The organism is Kribbella sp. NBC_00662, from assembly GCF_041430295.1.
Lineage (GTDB): Bacteria > Actinomycetota > Actinomycetes > Propionibacteriales > Kribbellaceae > Kribbella.
Genome location: NZ_CP109029.1, coordinates 7,116,775 through 7,141,412, shown reverse-complemented (window position 1 = coordinate 7,141,412; position 24,638 = coordinate 7,116,775). Strand labels below are relative to the sequence as shown.

The following is a 24,638-nucleotide window of genomic DNA, read 5'->3' as shown; positions in this document are numbered from 1 at the left end:
GCGGGCCGGGTGTCATCGTCGCCACGGAGTACTTCGGCCTGCTCCTGCTGCAGTAGTTCAGTACTTGACCTTGTAGATCTTCTCCTCGTACTGCGGGCCGTAGTACTCGTCGAGCTTCGTCAGGTCCTCGTCGGGACGCTCGAGCGTCTGGGAGATGACCGCGCGGCGCGGGACGGCCTCCGGGGTCCAGGTCTCGGGCTTCCAGAGCTTCGAGCGCATGAACGACTTCGAGCAGTGGTGGAAGATCTGCTCGATCTCGACCAGCAGCGCCAGCTGTGGACGATTGCCCTTGACGATCATGTCGTCGAAGAACGGCGCTTCCCTGACGATCCGGGCGCGGCCGTTGATCCGCAGCGTGTCGGTGCGGCCGGGGACGAAGTAGATCAGGCCGACGTGCGGATTGCTGAGGATGTTGGTGAAACCGTCGACGCGGCGGTTGCCGGCGCGATCCGGGATCGCGATCGTCGAACGGTCCAGGACCTTGGTGAAGCCGACCGGGTCGCCCTTGGGGGAGACGTCGCAGTTGCCGTCGGCGTCGGAGGTGGCGATCAGACAGAACGGGGAGGCATCGAGCCACTGCAGGTCCAGGTCGTGGAGCTCCTTGCGCTCCTTGCGTGCAGCTGCTGCCATCGGCGACGGGACGAGTTCGCGCAGCTCGTCGTACGACGTGATTTCGACCAGTCCGGGAATCTCCATCAGGCGGCGTTCTCCTCTACCAGCGACGGCGTGGCGTCCTCCTTGACGGCCCTCGTCCGCGCAGCCCATCGTACGGCGGGACCAGTTGCGCAACTGGTCCCCAGGAACAGGGCGCCGATGACGATCCAGCCGATCGGACCCCAGCCGAGGATCACCGTGGTGAGCAGCGCGGGGCCGAGCATCCTGGCGATCGCGGGGCCGGTGCCGAAGAAACCTTGGTACTGACCCTGCTTGTCCGCGGGGGCGAGTCCGAAGCTGATCTCCCAGGCGCCGGACGCGAGCTTCATCTCGCCGAGGGTCAGCAGTGCGGCGGCGATCACCAGGACGACGGCGGTGAGTGCGGGGCTGAGGTGCGCGGCGGTCGTGGCGAAGACACCGCAGGCGGCCAGCATCGCGAGCCCGGCGTACCGGACGGAGCGGGCGGCGGTGCGGAGGTCCTTGACGCGCTTGGCGATGTGCACCTGGAAGAACGTGACGCCGAGGGTGTTCACGATCATCAGCGAGGCGACGACCCAGCTCGGTGCGCTGGTCCGGGTGACGATCCACAGCGGGCCGACGAGGCTGATCAGCGGCATGAAGAGCAGCATGATCGCGTTGAGAAGCGCGAGGACGGCGTACGGGCGGTCGTGCAGGACAGCGAGGCGCGGCTCGCCCTGCACGCGGACGGTCGTCGAGATCGACGGGACCCGGCGGATCAGCGCGGCGGCGATCAGGAAGCTGAGCGCGTCGATCGCGAAGACAGTCAGGTACGCCGTTTCGGTGTCGAAGCGGAGCGCGATACCGCCGAGGAGCGCGCCGACCGCGAGTCCGGCGTTGACTGTGGACTGGAGGAAGGCGCGGATGCGGGTGCGCTCAGCCGGCTGCACGAGGCCCGCGAGGAGTGCCTGGCGGGCCGCGGTGAGCCCGGTCTGGCTGCAGGCGTACACGACGGCTGCGATCAGGAAGCCCGCGAAGCTCCGTACGAACAGGAATGCTCCGACGCCGCTAGCGGTCAAGAGCGCCAGCAGTACTGCGGTGCCGCGTGCTCCACGTCGGTCAGCGAGGTTGCCGAGCGGGACGCCGGCCAGGAAGCCGATCAGCCACGCGACCGTCAGCCCGAGGCCGACCTCCGCGGTCGACAGACCGACCACCCGGGTGAAGAACAACGCCGAGGTGACGACGAACGCACCGTCGCCGACCGAGTTCGCCAACTGCGCCATCGCCAGGTCCCGCGGCGCTCCGGCCGGGGGAAGCATCTGCCCAAGTCTGCTGCTCATGACTCGAGCCTAGGTACTCAGCGGCCCAGCAGGCAGGTCCACTCCGACCGCAGAATGTTGGGCCACTTTCGTCTGTGGACAACCCGCATCCGGGGCTGGAATCACGGCACCTTCTAGGCATGACCTTCCTGGACCTGACCCCAACCTGGACCGACCACCCCCTCACCGACCCCGCCGACGCCGCCAACGTCGTAGACCTCATGCTCACCCTCGGCGACCGCCACCGCGGCACCTTCACAGTCCTCCTCTGCGACCCCGACAACCACTACCGAGCCACAATCTCCATCGACCTACCGCCAAACCACCCTTGGCCACCCCACGACGACCCACCGCGCCACCCGAGTCGAGGTGATCTGCTCGAGCGATCGAGCCGGGTTGAGCCGAAGGACGAACGGCCTGGCGCCGCCCCCGATCCTGACTCGCTCTGCGCGAACGCGCTCGCCCCTCTCGTCCCAGCCATCCAGACCGCCCCCGGCACAGGCGTCATCCTCGCCCTCGGCCGCCCCGGCCCCGCCCGCTCACCCGCCCTGGACCACCAATGGGCCCAAGCCGCCACCGCCATCTGCCAAGCCGCCGACCTACGCCTCCTCGGCTTCTACATAGCCACCAGCGAAGGCGTCTACCAACCCCTCGACGACTCCCCGCTGACCAACCGCCCACCTGACGACCAGCCACCCACCGCCACCCCACCGGCCGACTATCCGCTCGCCGGCGAGTCTGCTGCGGATCGCCCACGGGTGGGTCAGTCTTCCGCCGCCTGACCTGCACCAGCCGCGGACGCGTGCTGCTAGCGCACGCCGCGGGGGCGGAACTGGATGCTGATGCGCGGTCCGATACGCCCGGAAGCCTTGGGAATCGCATGTTCCCAAGTGCGTTGACACGATCCACCCATCACGATGAGGTCCCCATGTCCCAGCGGATACCGAACCGTCGAACCCACCGGCCCACTCGCCCCACCCGATCCGCCAGATCCCCCCGGCCGCGGCCGCAGTGCGAGCACGCGCGGCTCGCCGACCGACAGGATCGCGACCATCGTGTCCTCACGATCCCCACGCCCGATCCGATCACCGTGCCACGCGACGCTGTCCCGCCCGTCCCGGTAGAAACACAGTCCCGCCGTCCGGAACGGTTCGCCCAACTCCTCGGCGTACCGTTCACTCAACGCATCCCGCGCCTCGTCGAGGATCGGCAGCGGCAGGTCGACGTTCTCGCCGTAGAAGCAGAGCAGTCGCGGTACGTCGACCACGCGGTCGTACATCTGCCGCCGCTCCGCCTGCCACGGCACGTCCCGCGCCAGCCGCTCGAACACCTGATCGGCACCGGTCAACCACCCCGGCAACACGTCGATCCAGGCCCCGCGCCCCAACTCGGTCCGCGTCAGCCCGCCCAACGACCCCAACGCCGGATCCTCGAAAGCATCCAGCAACGAGCCCTGGAGATCAGCACCCATACCCCCACCATACCCGACATTCGAACACCTGTTCCCCTGGATCCTTGTGACGACGTCTTCAGGAGTGTGATGTCTCGGTACATCGGTGACAGTTTCGCGCCAAGACATCGGTGACAGTTGGTGTGTCAGGACATTGGTGACGGTTGGGGACTCTTCGAAATCCAGGCTGTAGTCGCGGCCTGCGAGAACACATGTCGGTGGCCTGTGCCAGAGTCGCCGACGACTCCCGGCCGATCGGACAGAAGGTGACGTGAGTGAGCCACGAGACCGAGACCCCGCCTGACCCGAAGCGCACGCTGACAGAGCTGGAGCTCGCCGGCGAACGGCTGCCCGATTGGCGGATGCTGATCGACCGGCTGCACGCCAGCTTCGACACCGCCGACTTCGTCGCAGCGGTCAGGCTCGTCGACGCCATCGCGCTGGCTGCCGAGGAGATGGACCACCACCCCGACCTCGACCTGGCTTATGGGCGGCTCGACGTCCGGCTGATCAGTCACGACGTCGGCGGAGTGACCTCGCGTGACGTGGCACTCGCCCGGACCATCAGCAAGCTGGCCCGGGCCGCCGGGGTCACCCCCCACCCGGAGCGCACCAGCGTGCTCGAGCTCGGCCTCGATACGGCCGACGAGGCCGAGATCAGGCCGTTCTGGGCGGCCCTGCTCGACTACGACACGATCGAGGCCTGGGGGGAGATCCAGATCCGCGATGCCACCGGGCGTCGGCCGACGATCTGGTTCCAACCCACCCAGGCCCACGACGTTCCACGGCAGCGCTGGCACCTCGACCTGCGCATCCCGCCCGAGGTAGTCGAGGACCGCATCGCCGCCGCTGTCCAGGCCGGCGGCGAGCTCGTCGATGACACCCACGCCCCGGCGTTCTGGGTGCTCGTCGACCCACAGGGCAACCGCGCGTGCCTGACCACCTGGCAGGGCCGCGAGTCGCCCTAGGGGCTGAGGGGGCAGATCTTGCTGGCGCCGGCCGCAGCCGATGCCGTTGCTGACGTAGGTGGCGCCCTTGGACGCCAGCTCGTTCGCTGATGACCTCGCCGGAGGCGCGGACGGCGAACACGATGCCGGCCTTGTCCCGGACCACATGGATCGTCTGTCCACCGCACAGCTCGATCACCCGGAGGAAGTGTTACCACCAGCAACCCCGGAACTGTCACCGATGTCCTGATGCAAGAGCTGTCACCGATGTCCTGCGACATGACACGACGTCTTCGGGATTGTGATGTCTCAGGACATCGATAAGGTCCGCGGCTAGGCCAGGTTGGTCTCCGGGCTGTGTCCATCGCCCTGTCGCGCTGCCGGGATGTCGCGAAGGAATGTGCGTAGGGCGTCGAATGCCTTCTGCGGGGCTTGGCGGAACACCCCGTGCCCCACTCCGGCCAGCACCTCTACATGTGTGGCGGTGCTGGTCAATACCGCAGGCAAACGCCGGGCCGCGGCTGCGGCGACACTGGATCGTCCTCGCCCGCCAAGACCAGCGTCGGGCAGGTAACCGTAGTCGCGAGAGCTGCGGTCACTTCGGCGGGCCCGCATCCGCCGGCCCGGAAATGCGCTTGAACCTCGTCGTTGATCAGCGCACGCGCTCTGCGCGAGGCCATGGCGCCGTCCGAAGCGCCGGCATACAACGGCAACCCATGATCTGCCCACGCCTTGGCCGCCGAAGGGCTGGTGTCACCGCCCAGGAACCTGGCGGCAGCATCCCGGGCGACCTGCCCTCCGCGGCGCTCGAATACTTGGAGGCTCTCCTCGACAGAGGTAGGCACGCCGAGAGTGCTGTCCAAGACCAGACCCGCAACCAGGCCCGGATGCCGAGCCGCGCACTCGATCGCGACCCTGCCGCCACTTGAGGAACCCACCAGCACCGGGGCACGGATCTCGAGTGCATCACAGAACGCGGCGATGTCGTCGGCCCAGCGCGTCCACGTCCACAGCTCCGGCTTGCCGCGGTCGGACCGGCCCGAACCGCGCTGATCGAGGTAGATCACCTGGGCGACGTCGGCGAGGACCGAAAACTCTGGCTTGAACAGACTGTGATCCGCGCCCGGTCCCCCGTGCAGGAGAAGAAGAGTCGGCCGCGACAGCATCGCGTCCCCCTGAGCAGCCAAGCCGCAGCCTTCGACGTCGAAGTAGAGAGACACATCGTCGACAGCCACTCGCATCCCCGCATTATGACCGGACACGGGCAGCGGCTTGCCGCATCTGATCACCCCGGCGGGCCCATCCAATGGAGCCAACCCAACCGCATCTACGGCGCCGACAACGGCCCAGACAACGGCAATCAATGGCTGTGGACCGCGGGGACGTTCTCTCCGTGGGCTACGTCGTCGACATCTGAGCTGGTCAAGCCTGTGATGTCTCAGGACTTCGGGAAAGGTTCGCGGTCTTGTCGGTGTGCGGTCCGCGTGGCTTGCCGTTGCCGGCGTGGGTCATGCCGGGTGCGGGTCGGGTGTGCCCGATGAGGATCTCGCCGTCGAGGTTGGTGACGGTGATCGTGTCGCGGGCCTTGTCGCCGTTGGTGACGACGAGGACCTGCTGGACCTCGTCGTCTGTCGACGAGGTCCAGCAGGTCGTTGGGTCCGTTGTCGATCGCGGGGGCGATGGGAGCGACAGCGGGCGTCGAGCTGTGCAGTTCTCAGCGGTTGGCCGTTACCTGGTGGCGCGGGCGGCGTCGATGATCACGCCGGTTACTGCGTCCGGGTCGGAGATCATCGACAGGTGCGGCGCGTCGACCTTGGTGATGTGCGCGCCGGCGCGCTGCGCCATGATCTGCTGCTCCGCCGGTGGCAACACCTTGTCCGCCGTACCGATGATGTCCCAGGACGGGATCGTCTTCCACGCTGGAACACCGGTGAGGGTCTCACTGAGCGTGGTGGCGGTCAGTGGCCGCTGGGTGGCGGCCAGGACGGCGGCCTGCCTGGCCGGGATGCCGCCGGCGAAGAGGCTCGCGAACTGATCCGGCTTGATGTAGACGTCGGCGTTGATGACGTTTCCGCCGGCGTCGCGGATCGGAACCGTGGTGATCGAGCTGTTCGGGTCCAGTTCGGAGCCGGGCTGTGCGGCGGCGAGGGCGCCGACGCTGTCGCCTTGGTCGGGGATGAAGGCGTCCACGTAGACGAGGGCCTTGACGTTGGGGTTGCCGGTGGCAGCGCTGGTGGTCACCATGCCGCCGTACGAGTGCCCGACGAGCACGACCGGGCCAGGGATGGTGGCGAGCAGATCACGCAGGTACTGCGAGTCGGTCGCGAGGCCGCGCAACGGGTTTGCCTCGACATCGACGGTGTATCCGGCGCTCTGCAGCTTCGAGGTGACGGCAGACCAGCTCGAGCCGTCGGCCCACGCGCCGTGCACGAGCACGATCGTCGGTTTGGGCTGCGCGTCGTTCTGCGTGGTTTGCGCGCTGCTGGCGGTGGCGCTACCGACGCCCAGCGCGAGCACTCCGGCGGTGAGAGCCGCGACGGCCAGGGGTAGTGACTTCTTCGACGTACGCATGCATTTCCTTTGCAGGGGGTTCGTTGTCCGCTCGGCGGCCTCGCCGGTCGGGGGTTGCAGCGGCGGCGCCGAGCTCGGAGAGGAGCGTCAGCGGCGCGGCGTGAAACGGCTCGGCGTGCGTCCGGAAGAGGCGTGGGGGCGCCCGTCGAGGACACCGTCGGTGGTGTCGGAATCGACGTTAGGGTCCGATGCAGTCGCTAGCGCCGTTGCGCGCGTTATCCTGCACACCGTGCAGAGACCTGTGCACGAATGGTCGATCTACGATCAGACCCACCGCGGTATGTACTCCCGCGATCGATCTCTGCGAGCGCGCGGGCCCCGGTACCATCATTCTCAGCGAGCCGGCGCCGCCTGTCGCGCTCGGTCCGCGCGCCGCTGAGCCTGCGGCCCGCGAGTACGGAGGACTACGCCGTGATCCAGATTGTCGACTCGCGCACGATTGCGGCGGGCATGCGGGTCGAGTCCATGCATGCAGTGGCGGCCAGGATCATTCCGGTGGAGCTGGAATTCCCGGAGCCGGGCCCCGTCGTACGAGGGACGCTGGCCGACATTGGTGCGCTGCGGATCTCCTCGATCCGATCCAATGTCATCAAGGTTGAGCGCACCCCGCTCCTGGCGCGCGACGATCTGGCACCCAGCCTGATGCTCGGTTTGCAGATCAGCGGATCCAGCCTCGTCGTTCAAGATGGCCGCGAAGCCGTTGTACGCCCCGGGGACCTTGTGGTGTACAGCTCGACATCTCCATACACACTGGTCGACTCCGACGGTTACCGACAACACCAGTTCCGCATCCCGTTGGAGATGCTGGCCCTGCCGAGGGATGTCGTACGGCAGGTGACGGCGACGCGGCTGAGCCCCGGGCATCCGGTTGCAGACCTGGCCGCAGGCTACTTCCGGCATCTCGCAGGCCGGCCGGGAGCGTTCGCGGACGCCGGGGCCGACGCCGTCAGCCAGCCGTCCATGGAACTCGTCCGGGCAGTGATCCGCACGCATCTCGACGTCACCTCGGCGGCGACCAGGGAATCATTGGAAGCCACGTTGCAGCTGCGGATCCTGGAGTATGTGCGTGCGCACCTGGGTGATCCGAGCCTCAACGCGGCTCGAATCGCTGCTGAGCACCACATCTCCCGCCGCCGGCTGTACACCGTCCTCGCCGCCGGCGGCATCTCCCTCGGTGAGTGGATCCGCAGCGGCCGATTGAAGGCGTGCCGAGATGAGCTCGGCAGTGGCCTGTCCCAGCACGTCACCATCGCCTCCGTGGCCCAACGCTGGGGATTTCGCGACCCATCGAGCTTCGGGCGCCTCTTCCGCGCCGAGTACGGACTCTCACCACGGCAGTGGCGTCAGACCGCGACCAAGGCGCGACCTGCCCTGGCGAGCGACCCCACTCCAGCACGTCCGTGAGGATCGTCATCTGAAGCAGCGCGACAACAGCAGCACGCGCGCGCCGTCTCGATCTGTTCCGGGCCGGTATCCCGCTGATCGCCTGTGCACATTTCGGCGGTCGGTGCGCGTTTCAGCGGCTACTCCGGGGGTGGGATCAGGGTCGGGACACCGGTGGCGCCTACCGGATCACGGTCTCCCAGGGTTCGCCACTCGCTGGGTGAGAGGCCATAGGTAGCGCGGAAGAGGCGGCCGAAGCTGGATGGGTCGGTGAATCCCCAGCGCCGGGCGACCGTTGCTATCGTCAACGATCGCAAGCCGGGCCGGGCGAGGTCTTCGCGGCATCGCTCCAGGCGCTGGTTGCGGATCCAGTCACCGAGCGAGATCCCGCCGGCGGCGAGGACCTTGTAAAGGTGCCGCACCGAGATGTGGTGCTCGGCGGCGATCTGGCCCGCGTGCAGCCCTGGGTCGCCCAGACGGGCGCGGACGTACTCCAGGATCCGCAACCGCAGTGTCGCATCCGGTGGTTCCTTCTCCAGTGCGGCGGCATCCAGGTGGGTGGTGATGAGCGCACGGACCAGCTCGACACTCGGGTGGCTGACTGCGTCAGCGGCCGGGTGGGTGTGGACGTCCGGGTGGCTTGCCAGTCGATACAGATAGGTCGCGACCAGATCGGAGATCGGATGCCCGGGGCTGAGAGTCGTGGCGCAGATCTGCCTGATCGCGTCATGCGGCAGGCCCAGGGCGGCGATGGGGATCCGGAAGAAGTGCTGGCGGATGCCGTCGGTATCGACCAGCGTGTACGGCGCGGTCGAGTCGTAGATGACCAGATCGCGTGGTTTGAGGACCGCCTCCCGGCCACCCTGGACGACCAGGCTCGAACCGGCCAGTTGAAGACCGAGAAAGATGCTCGGTGGAAGCTCGTCCCGGGCCAGGGTCGGGGTCCGCTCCACACTGACGGCGTTCGAGCGGACCGAACACACCGTCAGTTGTCCGAGCTGACTGATGGCGCCGTACGCAGCCGCAGGCCCAGCCTCGGCTGGGAAATCGATCTCGACCCGGACCTTCCTGCTGCCAATCGTCTCCCGCACCACCTCGGCGCGATCGGCGGCAGGCACGCTGCGCGTATCGAGAATGTCTGTCATCCCGCCCACCTTCTATCCGCGGCACCAGCTCACACCTGTCGACCAGGCGGCCGTCTCTCCGACGCGGCGGCAGGCGTCTGTTCGCCTAGCTGACTTCCGTTAACTTCAGTCAGCCTACGGACCAGACTGTTGTGCACGCAAGTCAGCCCCTAGACTCGGGAACATGACAGATCTGCTCAGCCACCGGGAGACCTGGTCGATGGCGAACTGCTCGGTCGCCGCCTCGATCGACGTCGTCGGCACGCGTTCGGCGATCCTGATCCTGCGGGAGGCGATCTTCGGCACCCGCCGATTCGAGGATTTCGTCCGGCGGGTCGGGATCGGTGAGCCCGCGGCGGCAGCCCGGCTCAAGGAACTGACCGCCGCCGGTCTGCTGGAGCGGGTGCCTTACCAGGAGCCCGGTCAGCGGACCCGGCACGAATACCAACTGACTGCCAAGGGAATGGACTTCCAACCCGTCGTCTATGCCCTGCTCCAATGGGGTTCGAAATGGGAGACCGACGAGGCGGGCCCGCCCTTGCGTGCGACCCACCGGGACTGCGGCGCGGCCGTCGGAGTCCGCATCCGCTGCGACGCGGGCCACGACGTGGAACCAGATGATGTCGCGATCGAGCCAGGTCCGGGATTGATCACACTTTCCTGACCGCCGCGAGCTCGTCCGTACGGCCAGGTTCTCCTGGCAGGTTTGCCGGATCCGGAACGTAGTGTGCGTAGAACTGGTGGCCGGCCTGCGGCGCCGAAGGGCAAAAGGAGTCAGGCGATGATGCGTCCGCGGTGCCCACGTGACACGAAGCCGTCGCGGTCAGCTCGGGAGGCGTTGTGAAGCTGCTGCTCACCTCCGGAGGCGTCACGAACGAGAGCATCCGTGAGGCGCTGGCCGAGTTGCTGGGCAAGCCGATCTCGGAGTCCCGTGCGCTCTACATCCCCACGGCGCAGTGGGGCCACCCGATGCTCGGGCCCTACTCGGTGCGAAGCGCCGTCGCCGGAGAGCCTCCGTTTCACAGGATGACCAGCCTGGGCTGGGCGACCTTGGGCGTCTTGGAGCTCACCGCGCTGCCCAGCATCGGGGAGGAGCGGTGGGTGCCGTGGGTCCGAGAGGCCGACGTGCTCCTGGTGGACGGCGGCGATGCGGCGTACCTGAATCACTGGATCCGGGAGTCAGGGCTGGCGGAGGTCATCTCGTCGCTGCCAGAGACGGTCTGGGTGGGGCTCAGTGCAGGCAGCATGGTGATGGCACCGCGGATCGGCCACGACTTCGTCAAGTGGCCTTCTGCGCCGGACGATCGCACGCTCGGAGTCGTCGACTTCTCGATCTACCCGCACCTGGACCACGAGCAAATGTCGAGCAACACCATGGCCGACGCCGAGAGGTGGGCCGCCGACATCGCAGGTCCGGCGTACGCGATCGACGACGAGACCGCGATCAAAGTAACTGATGGCACCGTCGAGATCATCTCCGAAGGGCAGTGGAAGGCCTTCCCCGGATAGCTTCCGACGGTCAGCTGTTCGGGCCGGGCTGGAAGACGCGGACGTCCTGCGCGCAGCGGCAGGCGGCTGCGATCTTCGCGGCCCACTCGAGGGCTTCCTTGCGGGTGGGTACGTCGACGACTGTGAAGCCGCCGAGGAGTTCTTTGCTCTCCGGGTACGGGCCGTCGGTCAGCATGCCGTCGGTGACCGTTCCGTCCGTGTCGACGACGGCGGGCTCCTGCTCGGGATCCAGTCCGCCGGTGAAGACATAGACGCCGGCGTCCATCGCCTCCTTGATCACCGCGCGGGCAGCCTTGCTGATCTCGGGCATGACCTCGTCGGGGAAGTCCATCGCGTTCATGCCGAACGAGATCAGATACTCGGTCATCTCAGTACTCCCTTTCCCGACGGCCTCCCGCGTCTCACCCCTGCAACGAACGCCACGCTTCGAATCCGACAGGCCAGCGGAAATTCTCACGGTCCGTAGTACATCTTCGCCGTAGTTTGGTGACCTCAACGACCCGCTAGCAGACCTGGAGGCCGTGCAATGACCAGTAAGTTCACGGAGCTGGCGATCGACTGTGCCGATCCGTACCGGCTTGCGCAGTTCTGGTGTGCGGTCCTCGGCTACGAGGTGCAGGACGAGGAAGAAGACGGCGTGGTCACGATCGGCTCGCCGGTGGTGCCCGAAGGCAGGAGCCGTCCGGGGCCGGTTCCGCCGACGTTGACGTTCGCGCGGGTGCCGGAGGGCAAGACGATCAAGAACAGGCTCCACCTCGACCTGAATCCGACCGACACCGATCAGGAAGCCGAGGTACGCCGCGTGCTCGACCTGGGTGCCCGTCCCGCCGACGTGGGCCAGACCGGCGACGAAAGCTGGGTCACGCTGGCCGATCCCGAAGGCAACGAGTTCTGCATCCTCGCCAGCCGGCAGCCCTGATCGGAGCACGGATGACTCGCATGCTGATCCGGAACGTCGCGGTCCTGGTGGTCCCCGAGCACGGCGAGTGCCGGGTCGACGAGGCACAGGACATCCACATCCACGACAACCTCATCACCGCGATCACCCCCACCACCCCACCGACCGCGGGTGATCTGGGGGAGGTGGAGGTGATCGATGGGCGTGGGTTGGTTGCGGTGCCGGGGTTGGTGAACTCGCATACGCATAGTCCGATGGTGATGATGCGTGGGGCGGCGGAGGATCTTTCGATCGAGGACTGGTTCAACCGGCGGATCTGGCCGATGGAGGTGAATCTGACGCCGGAGCGGGTTCGGGTAGGAGCGCGGCTGGCGTGTGCCGAGATGCTGCTCGCCGGTGTCACCACGTTCGTCGATCACTACTTCCACGCCGACCAGATCGCGGCCGCCGCCGTCGAGTCCGGCATCCGCGCGGACCTCGCGCCGACGTACTTCTCCTCGGCAGGCGAGGACGGCATCAACGCCGCCATCGACACGACCCGCGAGCTCAGTCAGCTCCATCCACGCATCACCGCGAGCCTCGGCCCGCACGCGACGTACACGGTCTCCGATGATGACCTGAGACGTACGGCGGACATCGCGCGGGCGGAGGGTCTCCGCATCCACCTGCACGCCGCGGAGACCGACGGCCAGACCCAGGCATCGATCGACGCCCACGGCGTCACCCCGATCCAGGTGCTCGAAAGGACCGGCGTGCTCGACGCCGGCGCGCTGATCGCCCACGGCTGCGGCATCCGCGACGCCGACCTCCCGATCCTCGAGCGGTACGCCGACCGCACCGCCGTCGCGTCCTGCCCGAAGGTCTACCTCAAGCTCGCGATGGGTGAGGTCACGCCGATCAAGGGCCTCCGATCAGCCGGCGTACACGTTGGCATCGGCACCGACGGAGCCGCCGTACACAACACCCTCGACGTCTGGGAAGCGATCCGCATGGTCGCCCTCACCCAGAAACAACGCGAGCACGACGCCGAGTGGATGACCCTGTCCGACACCCTTCGCCTAGCCACCCGGGGCAGCGCCGCGGCCGCCGGTCTCGCCGACCACATCGGCGTCCTCGAACCAGGTCGTCAGGCAGACATCGCCCTCGTCGACCTCGGTGCACCGCACAACCAGCCCGTCCACGATCCACGAGCCGCACTCGTGTACTCCGTCCGAGCCTCCGACGTTGTCACTGTCCTCGTCGCCGGCAAGGTCGTGGTCCGCGACCGCCTCCTCACAACGATGGACGTCCAAGAGGTCCTCGCCGACGCGAAGTCCTTGGCGCACACACTGGTGGATCTCTCGAAGGGCGGTTCGATCCAGCACTACGCACCCTGATGCCGGCAGCGGCGACCGTCCGTGCGAACCCAATCGTCGGGGTTGTCTCGCCCTTGACCTTCACGACGTTCGAGGACTCACAGGACCCCCCACGGGTCAAAGTGGTAGGCGCCCGGAGTGTTTCAGAGCGTGGAACTCCAGTGCAGACCAGAACCGATGTACAAAGCTGCATTCCCGCAACGACGTCCCGTTGAAGCGCCGACGATTCCGACGGAGGGTTAATCCGTGAAGTACATGCTGCTGATCCGGCCCGACCACGACTATCCCGACGGCGTACCCGACGAGATGATCCGCAAGACCGTTGCCTGGGTCGCCGACGTCAAGGCCCGCGGAGTCCACCTGACCGGCGGGGCGCTGCACCCACCGGCGGAGTCGACCGCCGTACGACGCGACGGCGCCAAGATCGTCACTACCGACGGACCGTTCGCCGAGTCCAAGGAGCAGATGGGCGGCTTCGACCTCATCGAATGCGACACGCTCGAAGAGGCGATCGAGATCGCGGCCGGTCATCCGGTCGCCGAGGCCGGGATGGTCGAGGTTCGCCCGATGGTCGAAGACTTGACCTCGCTCGGACAACAGGCTGTCGCTGACCGCGCACTCTAAGCTGCGGTGCATGACTGTCGACCTGGGTTCCTGGCGGAGGGCGCCGTTCACCGGCGGCGGCCTGACCTACGACTGTTTCGAGAAGGGCGAGGGGCCCGGCGTCGTCCTCATCCCGGAGATCCCGGGCCTGAGTCCCGAAGTGGCCGAGTTCGGCGAGCATCTCGTCGACGCGGGCTTCACGGTCGTGATCCCGTCACCCTTCGGCACGCCGGGACGCCCGATCACGATGGGGTACACGCTGGGGATCGTCGCTCGGCTGTGCGTTTCGAAGGAGTTCCGCAGTTTCGCGGTGAACGCCGAGCGGCCGATCACGAAGTACCTGCGTGCGGTGGCGAGGGACCTGGCCGCGCGGACGCCGGGTCGGGGCGTCGGCGTGATCGGCATGTGTTTCACCGGGGGATTCGCGCTCGCTGCCGCCGTCGAGGACGTCGTCAACGCGCCGGTGCTCAGTCAGCCGTCGGTGCCGTTCCCGGTGAGCGGGCGGATGCGCCGCGATCCCGGCATGTCGCGGGAAGAGTTCGAGATCGTCAAGGAGCGGACCCGGAGCGACGGGTTGTGCGTGCTGGGCCTGCGGTTCAGCGGCGATCGCGCGGCTCCGCCCGAGCGGTTCGCAACGCTCCGTACGCAGCTCGGCGACGCGTTCGAGGTGATCGAGCTCGACTCCTCGCCGGGCAACCCCGACGGGTACGCCAAGGGCGCGCACGCGGTGCTGACCGCCGAAGTCCGCGACAACCCGCCGAACTCGGCCTTCCATGCTCGGGCCCGGACAGTGGAATTCCTCAGAGAACACCTCACAGCGACCGCTTGACGACGGTCAGTGCGGAAATGTCAAAACCACGTTGAGTAACTCGACCGATGTGATTCGGTGGCCTTCCCGCGGGTAGATAGGCTGAAGCCTGGGGGTTGATCGTTGCGGTCTGCAAGTACGGGGGAGCGGTGGGTGACACCGTTGTTCTTCCTCTGGTCGTGGGTACCTGAGACATGGCACGATCGGCCACCGAGGCCACAACAGGGGACGCATCGCGTATGGCGGGTGCCAGGCACCGGACGAGTGAGGCTGTATGAACGGGCGGACAGCGCAGGAGAGCCGGATCCCGGTGAACGGGTCGGCCAACGGGACCAACGGTCACGGTCCGCAACCAACTACTCACCGTCAACCACCGGCTGCGGAGTCCGAAGGGCAGGCCGGCGAGCATCCTCAGCCGAAGCAGCAGAACTGGCAGGCGGGGGAGCAGATCGCGGAGATCCGGACCGACCAGCCGGCACCGCGCTCGGACTGGCTGTCCGAGGTGCGTGATCGGCCGCGCGTACCGAACGGCTCGACGCTGCGTCAGTTCAACACCCCGGTCCGCGTCGACGAGATCGCGGTCGCGGCGATGACGCTGGCCGAGGACCTGCAGGCGGCGACGCAGAGCATGCCGGATTCCACCGAGCTGCGGCGGTTCCGGCGCGAGCTCGACCAGGCCGCCACCACGTTCCGCGAGATGGCGACCAAGCTCGAGGCGACCGCGGGCAAGCTCGTCCGCCTGGCCGCGAACGAGGGCCAGGTCTGCGGTGTCGGCTGGGGCGTCTGCCCCGAGCACGGCCTGACGCTGATGAACATCGGCGACACCGCGACCTGTCACGTCCTCGGCTGCGGCCGGCAGAACGAGGGCGAAGTCGAGCGCTGCGAGCATCCGGTCGCCTACAAGGTCGTCGACGCGGCCGGCCCGGCCCTGCTCACCTGCTCCGGCCACGCCATCGCCTGCCGGATGTACTTCGACAACCCGGTCATCACCGCAACCGCAGACAGCATGGAGCTCTTCTAGGAGATCCGGCAGGACGTCAGTTGATCGTTCGCGTTCGGGGAGAGCGCGACGAAGTTGGGCGTGTCTGCGGTGCGCGTCCAGGACTGCCCACCGAAGTTGTCGTTGGCGTAGATCGTCACCGTCCACCCGGACGGCACCCGCACCGACGACGCCCAGTTGTCCTGTACGCCGGCCGCCTGCAGCTGGGCGCGGGTGTAGTTGCCCTTGGCAAGCGCTGCACCGGCCGTCCCGCCGTAGTCGACGTGCTCGTAGAAGATCACGCCGCCTGAGCCTTGGTTCGGCATCGGAACGGTAGGCCGCGTCGCGGTCAACGGCGCCTGACCCTTGAACATCCGGCCGCCGTCGTTCGTCAGCCGGAGGTAGTAGTCCGACGAACACGCCGTACCGTCCTCGTCCAGCGCGCGGATGCCCGAGCCGGACGGCACCCAGGCGGACGACTCCGCGGTCTTCGCGATCTGGTTGCCCTCGTTGAACTCGTCGAACATCGAGATGTACATGCCCTGCACGCCGACCCGCGTCAGGTTGTAGAACTGCCGCCACATCAGCTCGCCGTGCGCACGGTGCCCGGACTGCAGGTCGCCGGGGATCACGCACGGCTGGTAGTCGATCCCGTGCGCGTTGCAGTCGGCCTGGTCCTGCTGGTTCACGTTGTTGTAGTAGTGATCCGCGCCGGCGATATCACTGATCCGGCCGACCATCCACGGCGAGATCATGTTGAAGGCGTGGTACACGTCCAGGTACCCGGGCCGCGAGTCCTCGTTGCCCGGGAGCCAATGCGTCGGCACGCCGCCGATCACGTAGCAGCCCTGGCCCTTGAACCAGTTGATGACATCGAGGCACACCGACGCCGGAAAGTTCTTGTTCGCCTCGTTGAACCCGAAGCCCCAGATGCACACCACGGGCTTACCGTTCTGCCGCGCGTACGCCGGTGACGACGTGTACGCGCTCATCTTCGAGGTCCAGTCGGTCTTCATCTCCGACTGCATGTTCGTCCAGCCGGTGGCGTCGTACATGATGTAGAACTTCCGCCCGTACTGCTCGGCGGCCTGCCGCACCTTGGCGGCCATCGCGTCCCGGGTCGGCCCTTCGCCGCCCGTCGGGTTGAACCGCTGCAGCGCGGCCGTGTCGCAGCCGTTCTGCTGCATCCACTGGAAGTGCGTGTTCACGGTCTGCTGGTCGTACGACGAGAACAGCTTGGCCGGCTGCCCGTTGCCGAGGTTCGCGTACGCCGTCTGGTACGTCGAGCTGAAGTCACGGACGTCCGGCCAGCTCACGATCGCGGTGTTCGTCGGCGAGGGCGGCTGGCCCCAGTTGTTGCTCCAGTGCCACCACCCGTTGATCGGGGCGCCGTCGCCGGCGCAGGCGAACCAGCCCTGGTAGCCGACGGTGATCTTGCCCACCACATCTCCGGGCGGGCTGGCGGCAAACGCCGACTGGACTTGGGTGCCGGCCACTGCGGTAGCGGCGGTCGCGGCGAGGAAGGTACGGCGGGAAAGCGTCATGGGGTGCTCCTGGTGGGGGCGGACAGGAGAGTGCGCGGCGAGCGTACAAAGCTGAACAAATTCCTGCAAGAACTCGACTGTTGCGAAGCCTTGACGACCTGCCCGTGTGAACTTAGTTTGTTGGTTCAACAGACAAAGTCTGCGGAGGGGTGGACAGATGACGCTGACGGACGGCCGTCGCCCGGGGAGCCGGGGCGTTGCCGCCGATCACGTCTCGCTCCGGCGGAACAACCTCTCCGTCGTACTGCGGCATGTCCGCGACCTCGGACCGCGCTCGCGGGCCCGGATCGCCGACGACACCGGCCTGAACAAGGCGACCGTCAGCAGCCTGGTCGCCGAGCTCGTCGAGCGCGGCCTGCTCCGCGAAGGACGGGCCGACTCCAGCCGCGCTCTCGGTCGCCCCGGTCTGCTCGTCGAGCTCGACGGCACCGGTGTGTGCGGCGTCGGAGCAGAGATCAACGTCGACTACCTGGCCGTTGCCGCGCTCGACCTGACCGGCGCGGTCGTGCTCGAGAAGCGCGTGCCGGTCGACGTCGCGCACCTCGATCCCAGTACGACGCTCGACCGTCTCGCGGACCTGGTGCGGGAGGCGGTCGCGGCCGTGGAGACCCGTGGCGGACAGCTGGCCGGGGTCACTCTGGCTGTGCCAGGTCTGGTCCAGGGCGCGACCGGAGAGCTGAAGATCGCGCCGAACCTCGGGTGGGGCGAGCTGTCGGTCGCCCAGGAGATGCGGTCGCGGCTGGGCCAGCCGACGTATCCGTTGCACGTCGACAACGAGGCGAACCTGGCGGCGCTGGCGGCGTACGCCGATCTGCGCCAGACCGAGGACGAGCCGGTGCACGACCTCGTGCTGCTGACCGGTGCGGTCGGTGTCGGTGGCGGCGTGGTGGCCAACGGGCAGCTGTTGCGCGGCGGGCACGGGTACAGCGGCGAGGTCGGGCACATGCCGGTCGCACCGCCCGGCCGGACCTGCGGCTGCGGCCGGACCGGCTGCTGGGAGACCGTCGTCGGGCTGACCGCACTGTTGCACAAGGCAACGGACAGTGACGACCCGGTGCGGGACCCGTCGCTGGACGTGGAGCAACGGCTGGCCGGGATCACCCGGCGGGCCGAAGCGGGGGAGGCGCGGACGCTGTCCGCGTTGAAGGACGTCGGCACGTGGCTGGGGATTGGGGGAGCGATCCTGGTGAACATCCTGAACCCGGACGTGCTCGTGCTCGGTGGGTACTTCGCCGTGCTCGGGCCATGGCTGAAAGAACCACTGGAGAAGGCGATCCGCGACCGCGTGATCGCACCGAACGGCGGCGGCTGCCGCGTCGTCCGGTCGGAGCTAGGTTTCGCGGCAGCCGTCCGCGGCGGCGCGCAGATCTCGCTCGACCAGGTCTTCGTCGACCCGACGAGAATCGGGGTCGCGCGATGACGGCGCTGATGCCGCGACTCCGTCGCGGCGGGTCATGGGGCTGTAACTCCCGGCCTTCCCTCGTCGCTCCGGTCGCTTCGCTCCCTGCGCTCCTCAGTCCAGGCCGGGAGGCCCCATGACCGATCTCCTGACCATGACCGGCATCGTCAAGGAGTTTCCCGGCGTACGGGCTCTCGACGGTGTCGACCTCGACGTCCGCGCCGGGGAAGTGCACTGCCTGCTCGGGCAGAACGGCGCCGGCAAATCCACGCTGATCCGGGTGCTGACCGGTGCGCACCAGCCGGACGCCGGTGAGATCCACCTGAACGGCGAGCCCGTCCAGCTGAACAGCCCGACCGCGGCGATCCAGCGTGGGATCGCCGCGATCTACCAGGAACTCGACCTGGTCCCCGACCTGACCGTGGCCGAGAACATCTTCCTCGGCCACGAGCCGACCCGCTTCGGCTTCAGCCGCACGCACGAGGCGAGCGTCCGCGCCCGCGAGATCCTGCAGGGCCTCGGACACGCCGAGATCCCCACCCACCGGGCTGTCGGTCTGTTGCCGGCCGCCGGACAGCAGGTCGTGAGCATGGCCCGGGCACTGTCCCGTGACGCGCGGCTGATCGTGATGGACGAGCCGTCCGCGGTCCTCGACTCCGAAGAGGTGTCGAACCTCTTCCGGGTGATCCGCGGCCTGACCGACCGCGGCGTCGCGGTCGTCTACATCTCGCACCGGCTCGAGGAGATCCGCCAGATCGGCAACCGGGTCACGGTCCTGAAGGACGGCGCGACCGTCGCCACCGGACTCGACGCCCGGGAGACCCCGACGAAGGAACTCATCCGGCTGATGACCGGACGCTCGATCGAGTACGTCTTCCCGCCGCGCAACGAGATCCCGAGCACGGCGCCGGTCGTGCTCGAGGTCGACGAGCTGACCCGGCCGGGCGAGTTCGCCGGGATCGGCTTCACGGTTCGCGCCGGCGAGATCCTCGGACTGGCGGGCCTCGTCGGCTCCGGGCGTTCCGAAGTACTCGAGACGGTGTACGGCGCGCGCCGCGCCGCGAGCGGATCCGTCCGCGTCGACGGTGTCACGCTCCGGCCGGGCCGGGTGCAGTCGGCGGTGAAGGCCGGCGTCGGTCTCGCCCCGGAGGAACGCAAGAGCCAGGCACTGCTGCTCGACGAGGCGGTGTACAAGAACATCACCGTCTCGACGCTGCATCGCTTTGCCAGTGGGGGATTCCTGAACAGCCGGGCCGAGCGGGAGGCGGCGGCCGGTCTGGCCAAGTCGCTGGATCTGCGACCGGCCGGCGTGGACCATCCGGTCCGCAACCTGTCCGGGGGCAACCAGCAGAAGGTCGTGCTGGCGCGCTGGCTGCTGCGGGACTGCCGGGTGCTGCTGCTCGACGAGCCGACGCGTGGCGTCGACGTCGGCGCGCGCTCGGAGATCTACGCGCTGATCCGCACGCTGGCGGCCAACGGGGTCGCGATCGTGCTGGTCTCCAGCGAGGTCGAGGAAGTGCTCGGTCTGTCGGACCGGGTCGTCGTACTGCGGGAGGGGCGTGCCGTCCACACGGGACCCGCGCAAGCCATCGACGAACACCAGGTTCTCGACCTGGTGATGGAGGGAAGTGCGGTGTGATGAGTGAGGACATCACGACACCAGAAACGAGACCTGACACAGAAACACCAGCAACACCAGCAACACCAGAAACACCAGAAACGACGGCGTCCACCCAGGCCACGGTGACCCAGCCTGCGGCGCAGCGATCGACGAATCTGCTGCGGACCGGCTTCGGGCGCAACCTCGGTCTGGTGGTCGCGCTGGTCGTGCTCTGCATCGTCGGCGTGATCACCGCCGGCGACACGTTCGCCACGGGCGCCAACGTGCTGACGATCCTGCGGCTGGCCGCGGTCATCGGCGTCGTCAGCGTCGGGATGACGTTCGTCATCACCGGCGGCGGGATCGACCTGAGCGTCGGCGCGATGGTCGCGCTGGCCTCGGTCTGGGCGACCACGCTGGCGACCCAGCAGTTGGCCGCCGACTACCACTGGATCCTGATGGTCAGCACGGCGCTGGCGGTCGGCGCCGCGTGCGGTCTGGTGAACGGCCTGTTGGTTGCCTACGGCAAGATCGTGCCGTTCATCGCGACGCTGGCGATGCTGGCGGCGGCGCGTGGTCTGGCCGAGATCATCTCGGACCGCAAGACCCAGATCATCACGGTCAACTCGTTCGTCGACTTCTTCGGCGGCTCGCTGCTCGGCGTACCGGTGCTGGTCTGGATCTTCCTGCTGGTCGCCGCGGCCGGCTGGGTGGTGCTGAACCGGACCACCTTCGGCCGCCGGACCTTCGCGGTCGGCGGCAACGCCGAGGCCGCCCGGCTGGCGGGTATCAAGGTCCAGCGTCACACCGTCGCGCTGTACGTGCTGGCCGGGCTGTGCTGCGGGATCGCCGCGGTCATGCTGATGGCCAGGACGACGACGGGAAGCTCCACCCACGGTCAGTTGTACGAGCTGGACGCGATCGCGGCGGTGGTGATCGGCGGCACGCTGCTGTCCGGCGGCCGCGGCACGATCGTCGGCACGGTCATCGGCGTACTGATCTTCACGACGTTGAACAACGTCTTCACGCTCAACAACCTGAGCATCTCCGCCCAGTCTGTGGCCAAGGGCGCGATCATCGTGGTCGCCGTCCTGCTGCAGCAACGTCTGGCCGCCCGCACGACGAGTTCATAGGAGGACAACGATGTCCAAACGTTCCGCCCGAAGTCTGGTGGTCGCAGGTCTCGCTGCGGTCGCCCTGACTGCCTGCACCAGCAATACCCCGAAGGCCGAGGACAACGCCGACAAGGCGCCGGCCAACCAGGCCGCGGTCAAGAACGACGAGCCCGGCAAGAAGGTCAAGATTGGCTTCTCCGCGCCGGCCGCCGACCACGGCTGGATGGGTGCCATCACCAAGGCGACCCAGGCCGAGGCCAAGAAGTACTCCGACGTCGAGCTGATCGTCGCCGAGGGTACGAACGACGTGAACCTGCAGATCAGCCAGGTCGAGACGTTCATCAACCAGAAGGTCGACGCCATCGTCCTGCTTCCTTTCGACGGGGCCGCGCTCACCCCGGTCGCGACGAAGGCGATGGAGGCCGGCATCACGGTGGTCAACGTCGACCGCGAGTTCGACAGCCCGTTCGCGGCCCGGACCACGGTGCTGGGTGACAACCACGGGATGGGCGTGTCGGCCGGCACGTACATCTGCCAGCAGCTGAAGGGCAAGAAGGACGCGGTGGTCGCGGAGATCGCGGGCATCGACTCGCTGCCGTTGACTCAGGACCGCAGCCGGGGCTTCAAGGAAGCGCTCGCGGACTGCGGGCTGAAGGTGAACAACCGGGTGGCCGCCGAGTTCACCGTGGAGTCGGGCGAGAAGGCCGCCGCCAACCTCTTGCAGGCGGCGCCGAAGATCGACGCGATCTGGAACCACGACGACGACCAGGGCGTCGGCGTGATGGCCGCGATCAAGAACTCCGGCCGCAAGGAGTTCTTCGTGGTCGGCGGGGCCGGCTCGGCGAACGTGATGCGGGACATCAAGTCCGGCAACTCGTTGCTGAAGGCCACCGTCATCTACCCGTCCACGCAGGGTGCCGACGGCATCCGGCTGGCCCGCCTGCTGGTCCAGAAGAAGGCGCTCGGCGACCTGGTGGAGGTCGAGGTGCCGCGCACGGTCCAGTTGTACGCGCCGGTGGTCACCAAGGACAACGTGGACCAGTACATGCCTACCGCATTCGAGAGCTAAGAGGAGAGCTATGACGAACCTGGGCATCGGCCTGATCGGCTACGCGTTCATGGGTGCGGCCCATTCGCAGGCCTGGCGGAGCGCGCCGCGCTTCTTCGACCTGCCGCTGGACCCTGCCATGAACGTGCTCTGCGGCCGCAACGCCGAGGCTGTCCAAGCGGCCGCCACCAAGCTCGGCTGGAAGGACACCGAGACCGACTGGCGCAAGCTGCTCGGCCGCGACGACGTCCAGCTGGTCGACGTGTGCACGCCGGGCGACAGTCACGCCGAGATCGCGATCGCAGCCTTGGAGGCCGGCAAGCACGTCCTGTGCGAGAAGCCGCTGGCCAACACGGTCGAGGAGGCCGAGGCGATGACCGCCGCGGCCGAGGCGGCCAAGGCCAAGGGGATCAGGTCGATGGTCGGGTTCACCTACCGCCGAGTGCCGGCGATCGCGCTCGCCCGCCAGCTCGTTGCCGAGGGCAAGCTCGGTACGATCCGGCACGTCCGGGCGCAGTACCTGCAGGACTGGATCGCCGACCCGGAGGCGCCGCTGTCGTGGCGGCTGGACAAGTCGAAGGCCGGTTCGGGTGCGCTCGGCGACATCGGCGCGCACATCATCGACATGACGCAGTACATCACCGGTGACACGATCGGCGAGGTCAGCGCGCGGCTCGAGACGTTCGTCAAGGAGCGCCCGGTCGCCGCCGAGCACTCCGGCCTGGCCGGTACGGCGGGCACCGAGCGCGGACCGGTGACGGTCGACGACGCGGCGGTGTTCCTGGCGACCTTCCGCTCCGGCGCGCTCGGCGTGTTCGAGGCGACCCGGTTCGCCACCGGCCGGAAGAACGCGATCCGGATCGAGATCAACGGAAGCCTCGGCAGTCTGGCGTTCGACTTCGAGGACATGAATCTCCTGCACTACTACGACGCCACCGAAGACTCGAGGACAGCCGGTTTCCGCCGCATCCTCGCGACCGAACCCGTCCACCCGTACGTCGCCGCGTGGTGGCCGCCGGGTCACCTGCTCGGCTACGAGCACGGGTTCACCCATCAGGTCGTCGACCTGGTCACCGCGATCGCCGAAGGCGTCGATCCGGCTCCGTCGTTCGCCGACGGGCTACAGGTCCAGCGTGTGCTGGCCGCGGTCGAGACCAGCTCGGCATCCCGACAATGGCAGGAGATTCCGCAATGAATAGCTACACCCCGACCAAGGACGACAAGTTCTCCTTCGGTCTGTGGACCGTCGGCTGGCAGGGCGTCGACGTGTTCGGTACGGCGGTCCGCCCCGCGATGGACCCGGTCCACGCGGTCGAGAAGCTCGCCGAACTCGGCGCCGCCGCCGTCACGTTCCACGACGACGACGTCGTCCCCGACGACGCGACCCGCAAGCAGACGCTGGACCGCTTCCAGAAGGCACTGGCCGACACCGGTATGGCCGTCGAGATGATGACGACCAACCTGTTCGCCCACCCGGTCTTCAAGGACGGCGGCCTCACCGCCAACGACCGCCAGGTACGGCGGTACGCACTGGCCAAGGTCCTGCGCAACGTCGACCTCGCCGCCGAGCTGGGCGCGACGACGTACGTGCTCTGGGGCGGCCGGGAAGGCGCGGAGTCGGGCGGCTCGAAGGACGTGCGGGCCGCGCTCGACCGGTACAAGGAGTCGATGGACCTGCTCTGCGCGTACGTCCGCGAGCAGGGCTACAACATCCGGTTCGCGATCGAGCCGAAGCCGAACGAGCCGCGCGGTGACATCCTGCTGCCGTCGATCGGCCACGCGATCGCGTTCATCAACGACCTGGCCGATCCCGAGCTGGTCGGCATCAACCCCGAGGTCGGCCACGAGCAGATGGCCAGCCTGAACTACGCGCACGGGATCGCGCAGGCGCTGTGGCACGGGAAGCTGTACCACATCGACCTCAACGGACAGCACGGTCCGCGGTTCGACCAGGACCTGCGGTTCGGCGCCGGCAACCTGCGGGAGGCCTTCTGGACGGTCGACGTCCTGCAGGGTTCCGGCAGCTACCCGGCCTACGAGGGCCACATCCACTTCGACTACAAGCCGCCGCGGACCGAGGACGAGGAAGGCGTCTGGGAGACCGCGCGGGGGTGTATGCGGAACTATCTGATCCTTCGCGAGAAGGTCCAGGCGTTCCGTGCCGACCCCGAGGTTGCGGAGGCGCTCGCCACCGCACGGGTCGCGGAGTTGTCCGAGACCACCCTGGCCGAGGGTGAGTCGCTGGACGACCTCCGCGCCGCGAAGTACGACCCGGACGCGCTGGCCGAGCGCGGTCTCGGGTTCGAACGGCTGGACCAGCTGGCGATGGAGCACCTGCTCGGCGTCCGATGAGCTAGCCGGTAGTAGTCCCGCG

Annotated in this window: 24 protein-coding genes; 16 read left to right on the top strand and 8 right to left on the bottom strand. The window is 67.8% G+C overall.

What is annotated here, in order from left to right; translation table 11 throughout:
* Nucleotides 1-57 precede the first annotated feature (57 nt).
* Together OHA10_RS35135 and OHA10_RS35130 are read right to left on the bottom strand one after the other, a co-directional pair.
* Nucleotides 58-696, bottom strand: coding sequence for a pyridoxamine 5'-phosphate oxidase family protein (locus OHA10_RS35135; protein ID WP_371403095.1), 639 nt, complete (start codon nucleotides 694-696; stop codon nucleotides 58-60).
* On the bottom strand, nucleotides 696-1,952 hold the full coding sequence (locus OHA10_RS35130; protein WP_371403094.1) for an MFS transporter: 1,257 nt from the start codon (nucleotides 1,950-1,952) through the stop codon (nucleotides 696-698). Before OHA10_RS35130 ends, OHA10_RS35135 begins: the two co-directional genes overlap by 1 nt.
* A 119-nt stretch (nucleotides 1,953-2,071) precedes the next feature.
* Between OHA10_RS35130 and OHA10_RS35125 the strand changes: the two genes are divergently transcribed.
* A complete protein-coding gene (locus OHA10_RS35125; RefSeq protein WP_371403093.1) occupies nucleotides 2,072-2,713 on the top strand; it encodes a hypothetical protein in 642 nt (213 codons plus the stop codon).
* 26 nt (nucleotides 2,714-2,739) lie between these two features.
* Here the strand turns inward: OHA10_RS35125 and OHA10_RS35120 are convergent, their stop codons facing one another.
* Nucleotides 2,740-3,402 carry an alpha-ketoglutarate-dependent dioxygenase AlkB gene (locus OHA10_RS35120; RefSeq protein WP_371403092.1) on the bottom strand — a complete coding sequence of 221 codons (663 nt, stop codon included), beginning with the start codon at nucleotides 3,400-3,402 and terminating at the stop codon, nucleotides 2,740-2,742.
* A gap of 254 nt (nucleotides 3,403-3,656) precedes the next feature.
* Here OHA10_RS35120 and OHA10_RS35115 point away from each other — a divergent pair, with 254 nt between their 5' ends.
* Nucleotides 3,657-4,349 carry a 4a-hydroxytetrahydrobiopterin dehydratase gene (locus OHA10_RS35115; RefSeq protein ID WP_371403091.1) on the top strand — a complete coding sequence of 231 codons (693 nt, stop codon included), beginning with the start codon at nucleotides 3,657-3,659 and terminating at the stop codon, nucleotides 4,347-4,349.
* Nucleotides 4,350-4,819: 470 nt separating this feature from the next.
* Here OHA10_RS35115 and OHA10_RS35110 read toward each other — a convergent pair whose 3' ends face one another.
* Nucleotides 4,820-5,569: an alpha/beta fold hydrolase gene (locus OHA10_RS35110; RefSeq protein WP_371403090.1), complete on the bottom strand. Its 750-nt coding sequence runs from the start codon at nucleotides 5,567-5,569 to the stop codon at nucleotides 4,820-4,822.
* A gap of 487 nt (nucleotides 5,570-6,056) precedes the next feature.
* On the bottom strand, nucleotides 6,057-6,899 hold the full coding sequence (locus tag OHA10_RS35105; protein ID WP_371403089.1) for an alpha/beta fold hydrolase: 843 nt from the start codon (nucleotides 6,897-6,899) through the stop codon (nucleotides 6,057-6,059).
* 411 nt (nucleotides 6,900-7,310) lie between these two features.
* Between OHA10_RS35105 and OHA10_RS35100 the strand changes: the two genes are divergently transcribed.
* Nucleotides 7,311-8,303, top strand: coding sequence for a helix-turn-helix domain-containing protein (locus OHA10_RS35100; protein ID WP_371403088.1), 993 nt, complete (start codon nucleotides 7,311-7,313; stop codon nucleotides 8,301-8,303).
* Nucleotides 8,304-8,422: 119 nt separating this feature from the next.
* On the opposite strand, the gene OHA10_RS35095 is transcribed toward OHA10_RS35100, so the two are convergent.
* Nucleotides 8,423-9,427 carry a helix-turn-helix domain-containing protein gene (locus OHA10_RS35095; RefSeq protein ID WP_371403087.1) on the bottom strand — a complete coding sequence of 335 codons (1,005 nt, stop codon included), beginning with the start codon at nucleotides 9,425-9,427 and terminating at the stop codon, nucleotides 8,423-8,425.
* A gap of 163 nt (nucleotides 9,428-9,590) precedes the next feature.
* Between OHA10_RS35095 and OHA10_RS35090 the strand changes: the two genes are divergently transcribed.
* Complete coding sequence (locus OHA10_RS35090) at nucleotides 9,591-10,070, top strand: winged helix-turn-helix transcriptional regulator (RefSeq protein WP_371403086.1); 480 nt, start codon at nucleotides 9,591-9,593, stop codon at nucleotides 10,068-10,070.
* A gap of 176 nt (nucleotides 10,071-10,246) precedes the next feature.
* On the top strand, nucleotides 10,247-10,915 hold the full coding sequence (locus OHA10_RS35085) for a Type 1 glutamine amidotransferase-like domain-containing protein (RefSeq protein ID WP_371403085.1): 669 nt from the start codon (nucleotides 10,247-10,249) through the stop codon (nucleotides 10,913-10,915).
* A 10-nt stretch (nucleotides 10,916-10,925) separates the two neighbouring features.
* Here the strand turns inward: OHA10_RS35085 and OHA10_RS35080 are convergent, their stop codons facing one another.
* Nucleotides 10,926-11,282, bottom strand: a complete 357-nt coding sequence (locus OHA10_RS35080) for a YciI family protein (protein WP_371403084.1) — start codon at nucleotides 11,280-11,282, stop codon at nucleotides 10,926-10,928.
* Between the two features lie 159 nt (nucleotides 11,283-11,441).
* Here OHA10_RS35080 and OHA10_RS35075 point away from each other — a divergent pair, with 159 nt between their 5' ends.
* From OHA10_RS35075 to OHA10_RS35055, 5 genes are all read left to right on the top strand, one after another.
* Nucleotides 11,442-11,834: a VOC family protein gene (locus OHA10_RS35075; protein WP_371403083.1), complete on the top strand. Its 393-nt coding sequence runs from the start codon at nucleotides 11,442-11,444 to the stop codon at nucleotides 11,832-11,834.
* 11 nt (nucleotides 11,835-11,845) lie between these two features.
* On the top strand, nucleotides 11,846-13,189 hold the full coding sequence (locus tag OHA10_RS35070; protein ID WP_371403082.1) for an amidohydrolase: 1,344 nt from the start codon (nucleotides 11,846-11,848) through the stop codon (nucleotides 13,187-13,189).
* A 234-nt stretch (nucleotides 13,190-13,423) separates the two neighbouring features.
* On the top strand, nucleotides 13,424-13,792 hold the full coding sequence (locus tag OHA10_RS35065) for a YciI family protein (protein ID WP_371408022.1): 369 nt from the start codon (nucleotides 13,424-13,426) through the stop codon (nucleotides 13,790-13,792).
* 10 nt (nucleotides 13,793-13,802) lie between these two features.
* A complete protein-coding gene (locus tag OHA10_RS35060) occupies nucleotides 13,803-14,600 on the top strand; it encodes a dienelactone hydrolase family protein (RefSeq protein WP_371403081.1) in 798 nt (265 codons plus the stop codon).
* A 253-nt stretch (nucleotides 14,601-14,853) separates the two neighbouring features.
* Nucleotides 14,854-15,600: a hypothetical protein gene (locus OHA10_RS35055; protein ID WP_371403080.1), complete on the top strand. Its 747-nt coding sequence runs from the start codon at nucleotides 14,854-14,856 to the stop codon at nucleotides 15,598-15,600.
* On the opposite strand, the gene OHA10_RS35050 is transcribed toward OHA10_RS35055, so the two are convergent.
* The gene (locus tag OHA10_RS35050) at nucleotides 15,597-17,102 is read right to left on the bottom strand and encodes a lectin (protein ID WP_371403079.1); all 1,506 of its coding nucleotides are present in this window, start codon (nucleotides 17,100-17,102) and stop codon (nucleotides 15,597-15,599) included. The genes OHA10_RS35055 and OHA10_RS35050 overlap by 4 nt on opposite strands.
* Before the next feature lie 157 nt (nucleotides 17,103-17,259).
* Here OHA10_RS35050 and OHA10_RS35045 point away from each other — a divergent pair, with 157 nt between their 5' ends.
* The 6 genes from OHA10_RS35045 to xylA all read left to right on the top strand — a co-directional run bounded on the left by OHA10_RS35045 (nucleotide 17,260) and on the right by xylA (nucleotide 24,616).
* Entirely contained in the window at nucleotides 17,260-18,522 is a 1,263-nt protein-coding gene (locus OHA10_RS35045; protein ID WP_371403078.1) for an ROK family protein, read from the top strand.
* A gap of 115 nt (nucleotides 18,523-18,637) precedes the next feature.
* On the top strand, nucleotides 18,638-20,140 hold the full coding sequence (locus tag OHA10_RS35040; RefSeq protein WP_371403077.1) for a sugar ABC transporter ATP-binding protein: 1,503 nt from the start codon (nucleotides 18,638-18,640) through the stop codon (nucleotides 20,138-20,140).
* A gap of 104 nt (nucleotides 20,141-20,244) precedes the next feature.
* Nucleotides 20,245-21,234, top strand: coding sequence for an ABC transporter permease (locus OHA10_RS35035; protein WP_371403076.1), 990 nt, complete (start codon nucleotides 20,245-20,247; stop codon nucleotides 21,232-21,234).
* 10 nt (nucleotides 21,235-21,244) lie between these two features.
* Entirely contained in the window at nucleotides 21,245-22,285 is a 1,041-nt protein-coding gene (locus OHA10_RS35030) for a substrate-binding domain-containing protein (RefSeq protein WP_371403075.1), read from the top strand.
* Between the two features lie 10 nt (nucleotides 22,286-22,295).
* Nucleotides 22,296-23,459: a Gfo/Idh/MocA family protein gene (locus tag OHA10_RS35025; RefSeq protein ID WP_371403074.1), complete on the top strand. Its 1,164-nt coding sequence runs from the start codon at nucleotides 22,296-22,298 to the stop codon at nucleotides 23,457-23,459.
* Nucleotides 23,456-24,616 carry a xylose isomerase gene (gene xylA, locus OHA10_RS35020; RefSeq protein ID WP_371403073.1) on the top strand — a complete coding sequence of 387 codons (1,161 nt, stop codon included), beginning with the start codon at nucleotides 23,456-23,458 and terminating at the stop codon, nucleotides 24,614-24,616. Before OHA10_RS35025 ends, xylA begins: the two co-directional genes overlap by 4 nt.
* Nucleotides 24,617-24,638: the final 22 nt, after the last annotated feature.

Coding starts and splice junctions, on each gene's coding strand:
- OHA10_RS35135 (WP_371403095.1), bottom strand. CDS start 696: ATGGAGATTCCCGGACTGGTCGAAATCACGTCGTACGACGAGCTGCGC.
- OHA10_RS35130 (WP_371403094.1), bottom strand. CDS start 1,952: ATGAGCAGCAGACTTGGGCAGATGCTTCCCCCGGCCGGAGCGCCGCGG.
- OHA10_RS35125 (WP_371403093.1), top strand. CDS start 2,072: ATGACCTTCCTGGACCTGACCCCAACCTGGACCGACCACCCCCTCACC.
- OHA10_RS35120 (WP_371403092.1), bottom strand. CDS start 3,402: ATGGGTGCTGATCTCCAGGGCTCGTTGCTGGATGCTTTCGAGGATCCG.
- OHA10_RS35110 (WP_371403090.1), bottom strand. CDS start 5,569: ATGCGAGTGGCTGTCGACGATGTGTCTCTCTACTTCGACGTCGAAGGC.
- OHA10_RS35105 (WP_371403089.1), bottom strand. CDS start 6,899: ATGCGTACGTCGAAGAAGTCACTACCCCTGGCCGTCGCGGCTCTCACC.
- OHA10_RS35095 (WP_371403087.1), bottom strand. CDS start 9,427: ATGACAGACATTCTCGATACGCGCAGCGTGCCTGCCGCCGATCGCGCC.
- OHA10_RS35090 (WP_371403086.1), top strand. CDS start 9,591: ATGACAGATCTGCTCAGCCACCGGGAGACCTGGTCGATGGCGAACTGC.
- OHA10_RS35080 (WP_371403084.1), bottom strand. CDS start 11,282: ATGACCGAGTATCTGATCTCGTTCGGCATGAACGCGATGGACTTCCCC.
- OHA10_RS35075 (WP_371403083.1), top strand. CDS start 11,442: ATGACCAGTAAGTTCACGGAGCTGGCGATCGACTGTGCCGATCCGTAC.
- OHA10_RS35070 (WP_371403082.1), top strand. CDS start 11,846: ATGACTCGCATGCTGATCCGGAACGTCGCGGTCCTGGTGGTCCCCGAG.
- OHA10_RS35065 (WP_371408022.1), top strand. CDS start 13,424: ATGCTGCTGATCCGGCCCGACCACGACTATCCCGACGGCGTACCCGAC.
- OHA10_RS35060 (WP_371403081.1), top strand. CDS start 13,803: ATGACTGTCGACCTGGGTTCCTGGCGGAGGGCGCCGTTCACCGGCGGC.
- OHA10_RS35055 (WP_371403080.1), top strand. CDS start 14,854: ATGAACGGGCGGACAGCGCAGGAGAGCCGGATCCCGGTGAACGGGTCG.
- OHA10_RS35050 (WP_371403079.1), bottom strand. CDS start 17,102: ATGACGCTTTCCCGCCGTACCTTCCTCGCCGCGACCGCCGCTACCGCA.
- OHA10_RS35045 (WP_371403078.1), top strand. CDS start 17,260: ATGACGCTGACGGACGGCCGTCGCCCGGGGAGCCGGGGCGTTGCCGCC.
- OHA10_RS35040 (WP_371403077.1), top strand. CDS start 18,638: ATGACCGATCTCCTGACCATGACCGGCATCGTCAAGGAGTTTCCCGGC.
- OHA10_RS35030 (WP_371403075.1), top strand. CDS start 21,245: ATGTCCAAACGTTCCGCCCGAAGTCTGGTGGTCGCAGGTCTCGCTGCG.
- OHA10_RS35025 (WP_371403074.1), top strand. CDS start 22,296: ATGACGAACCTGGGCATCGGCCTGATCGGCTACGCGTTCATGGGTGCG.
- xylA (WP_371403073.1), top strand. CDS start 23,456: ATGAATAGCTACACCCCGACCAAGGACGACAAGTTCTCCTTCGGTCTG.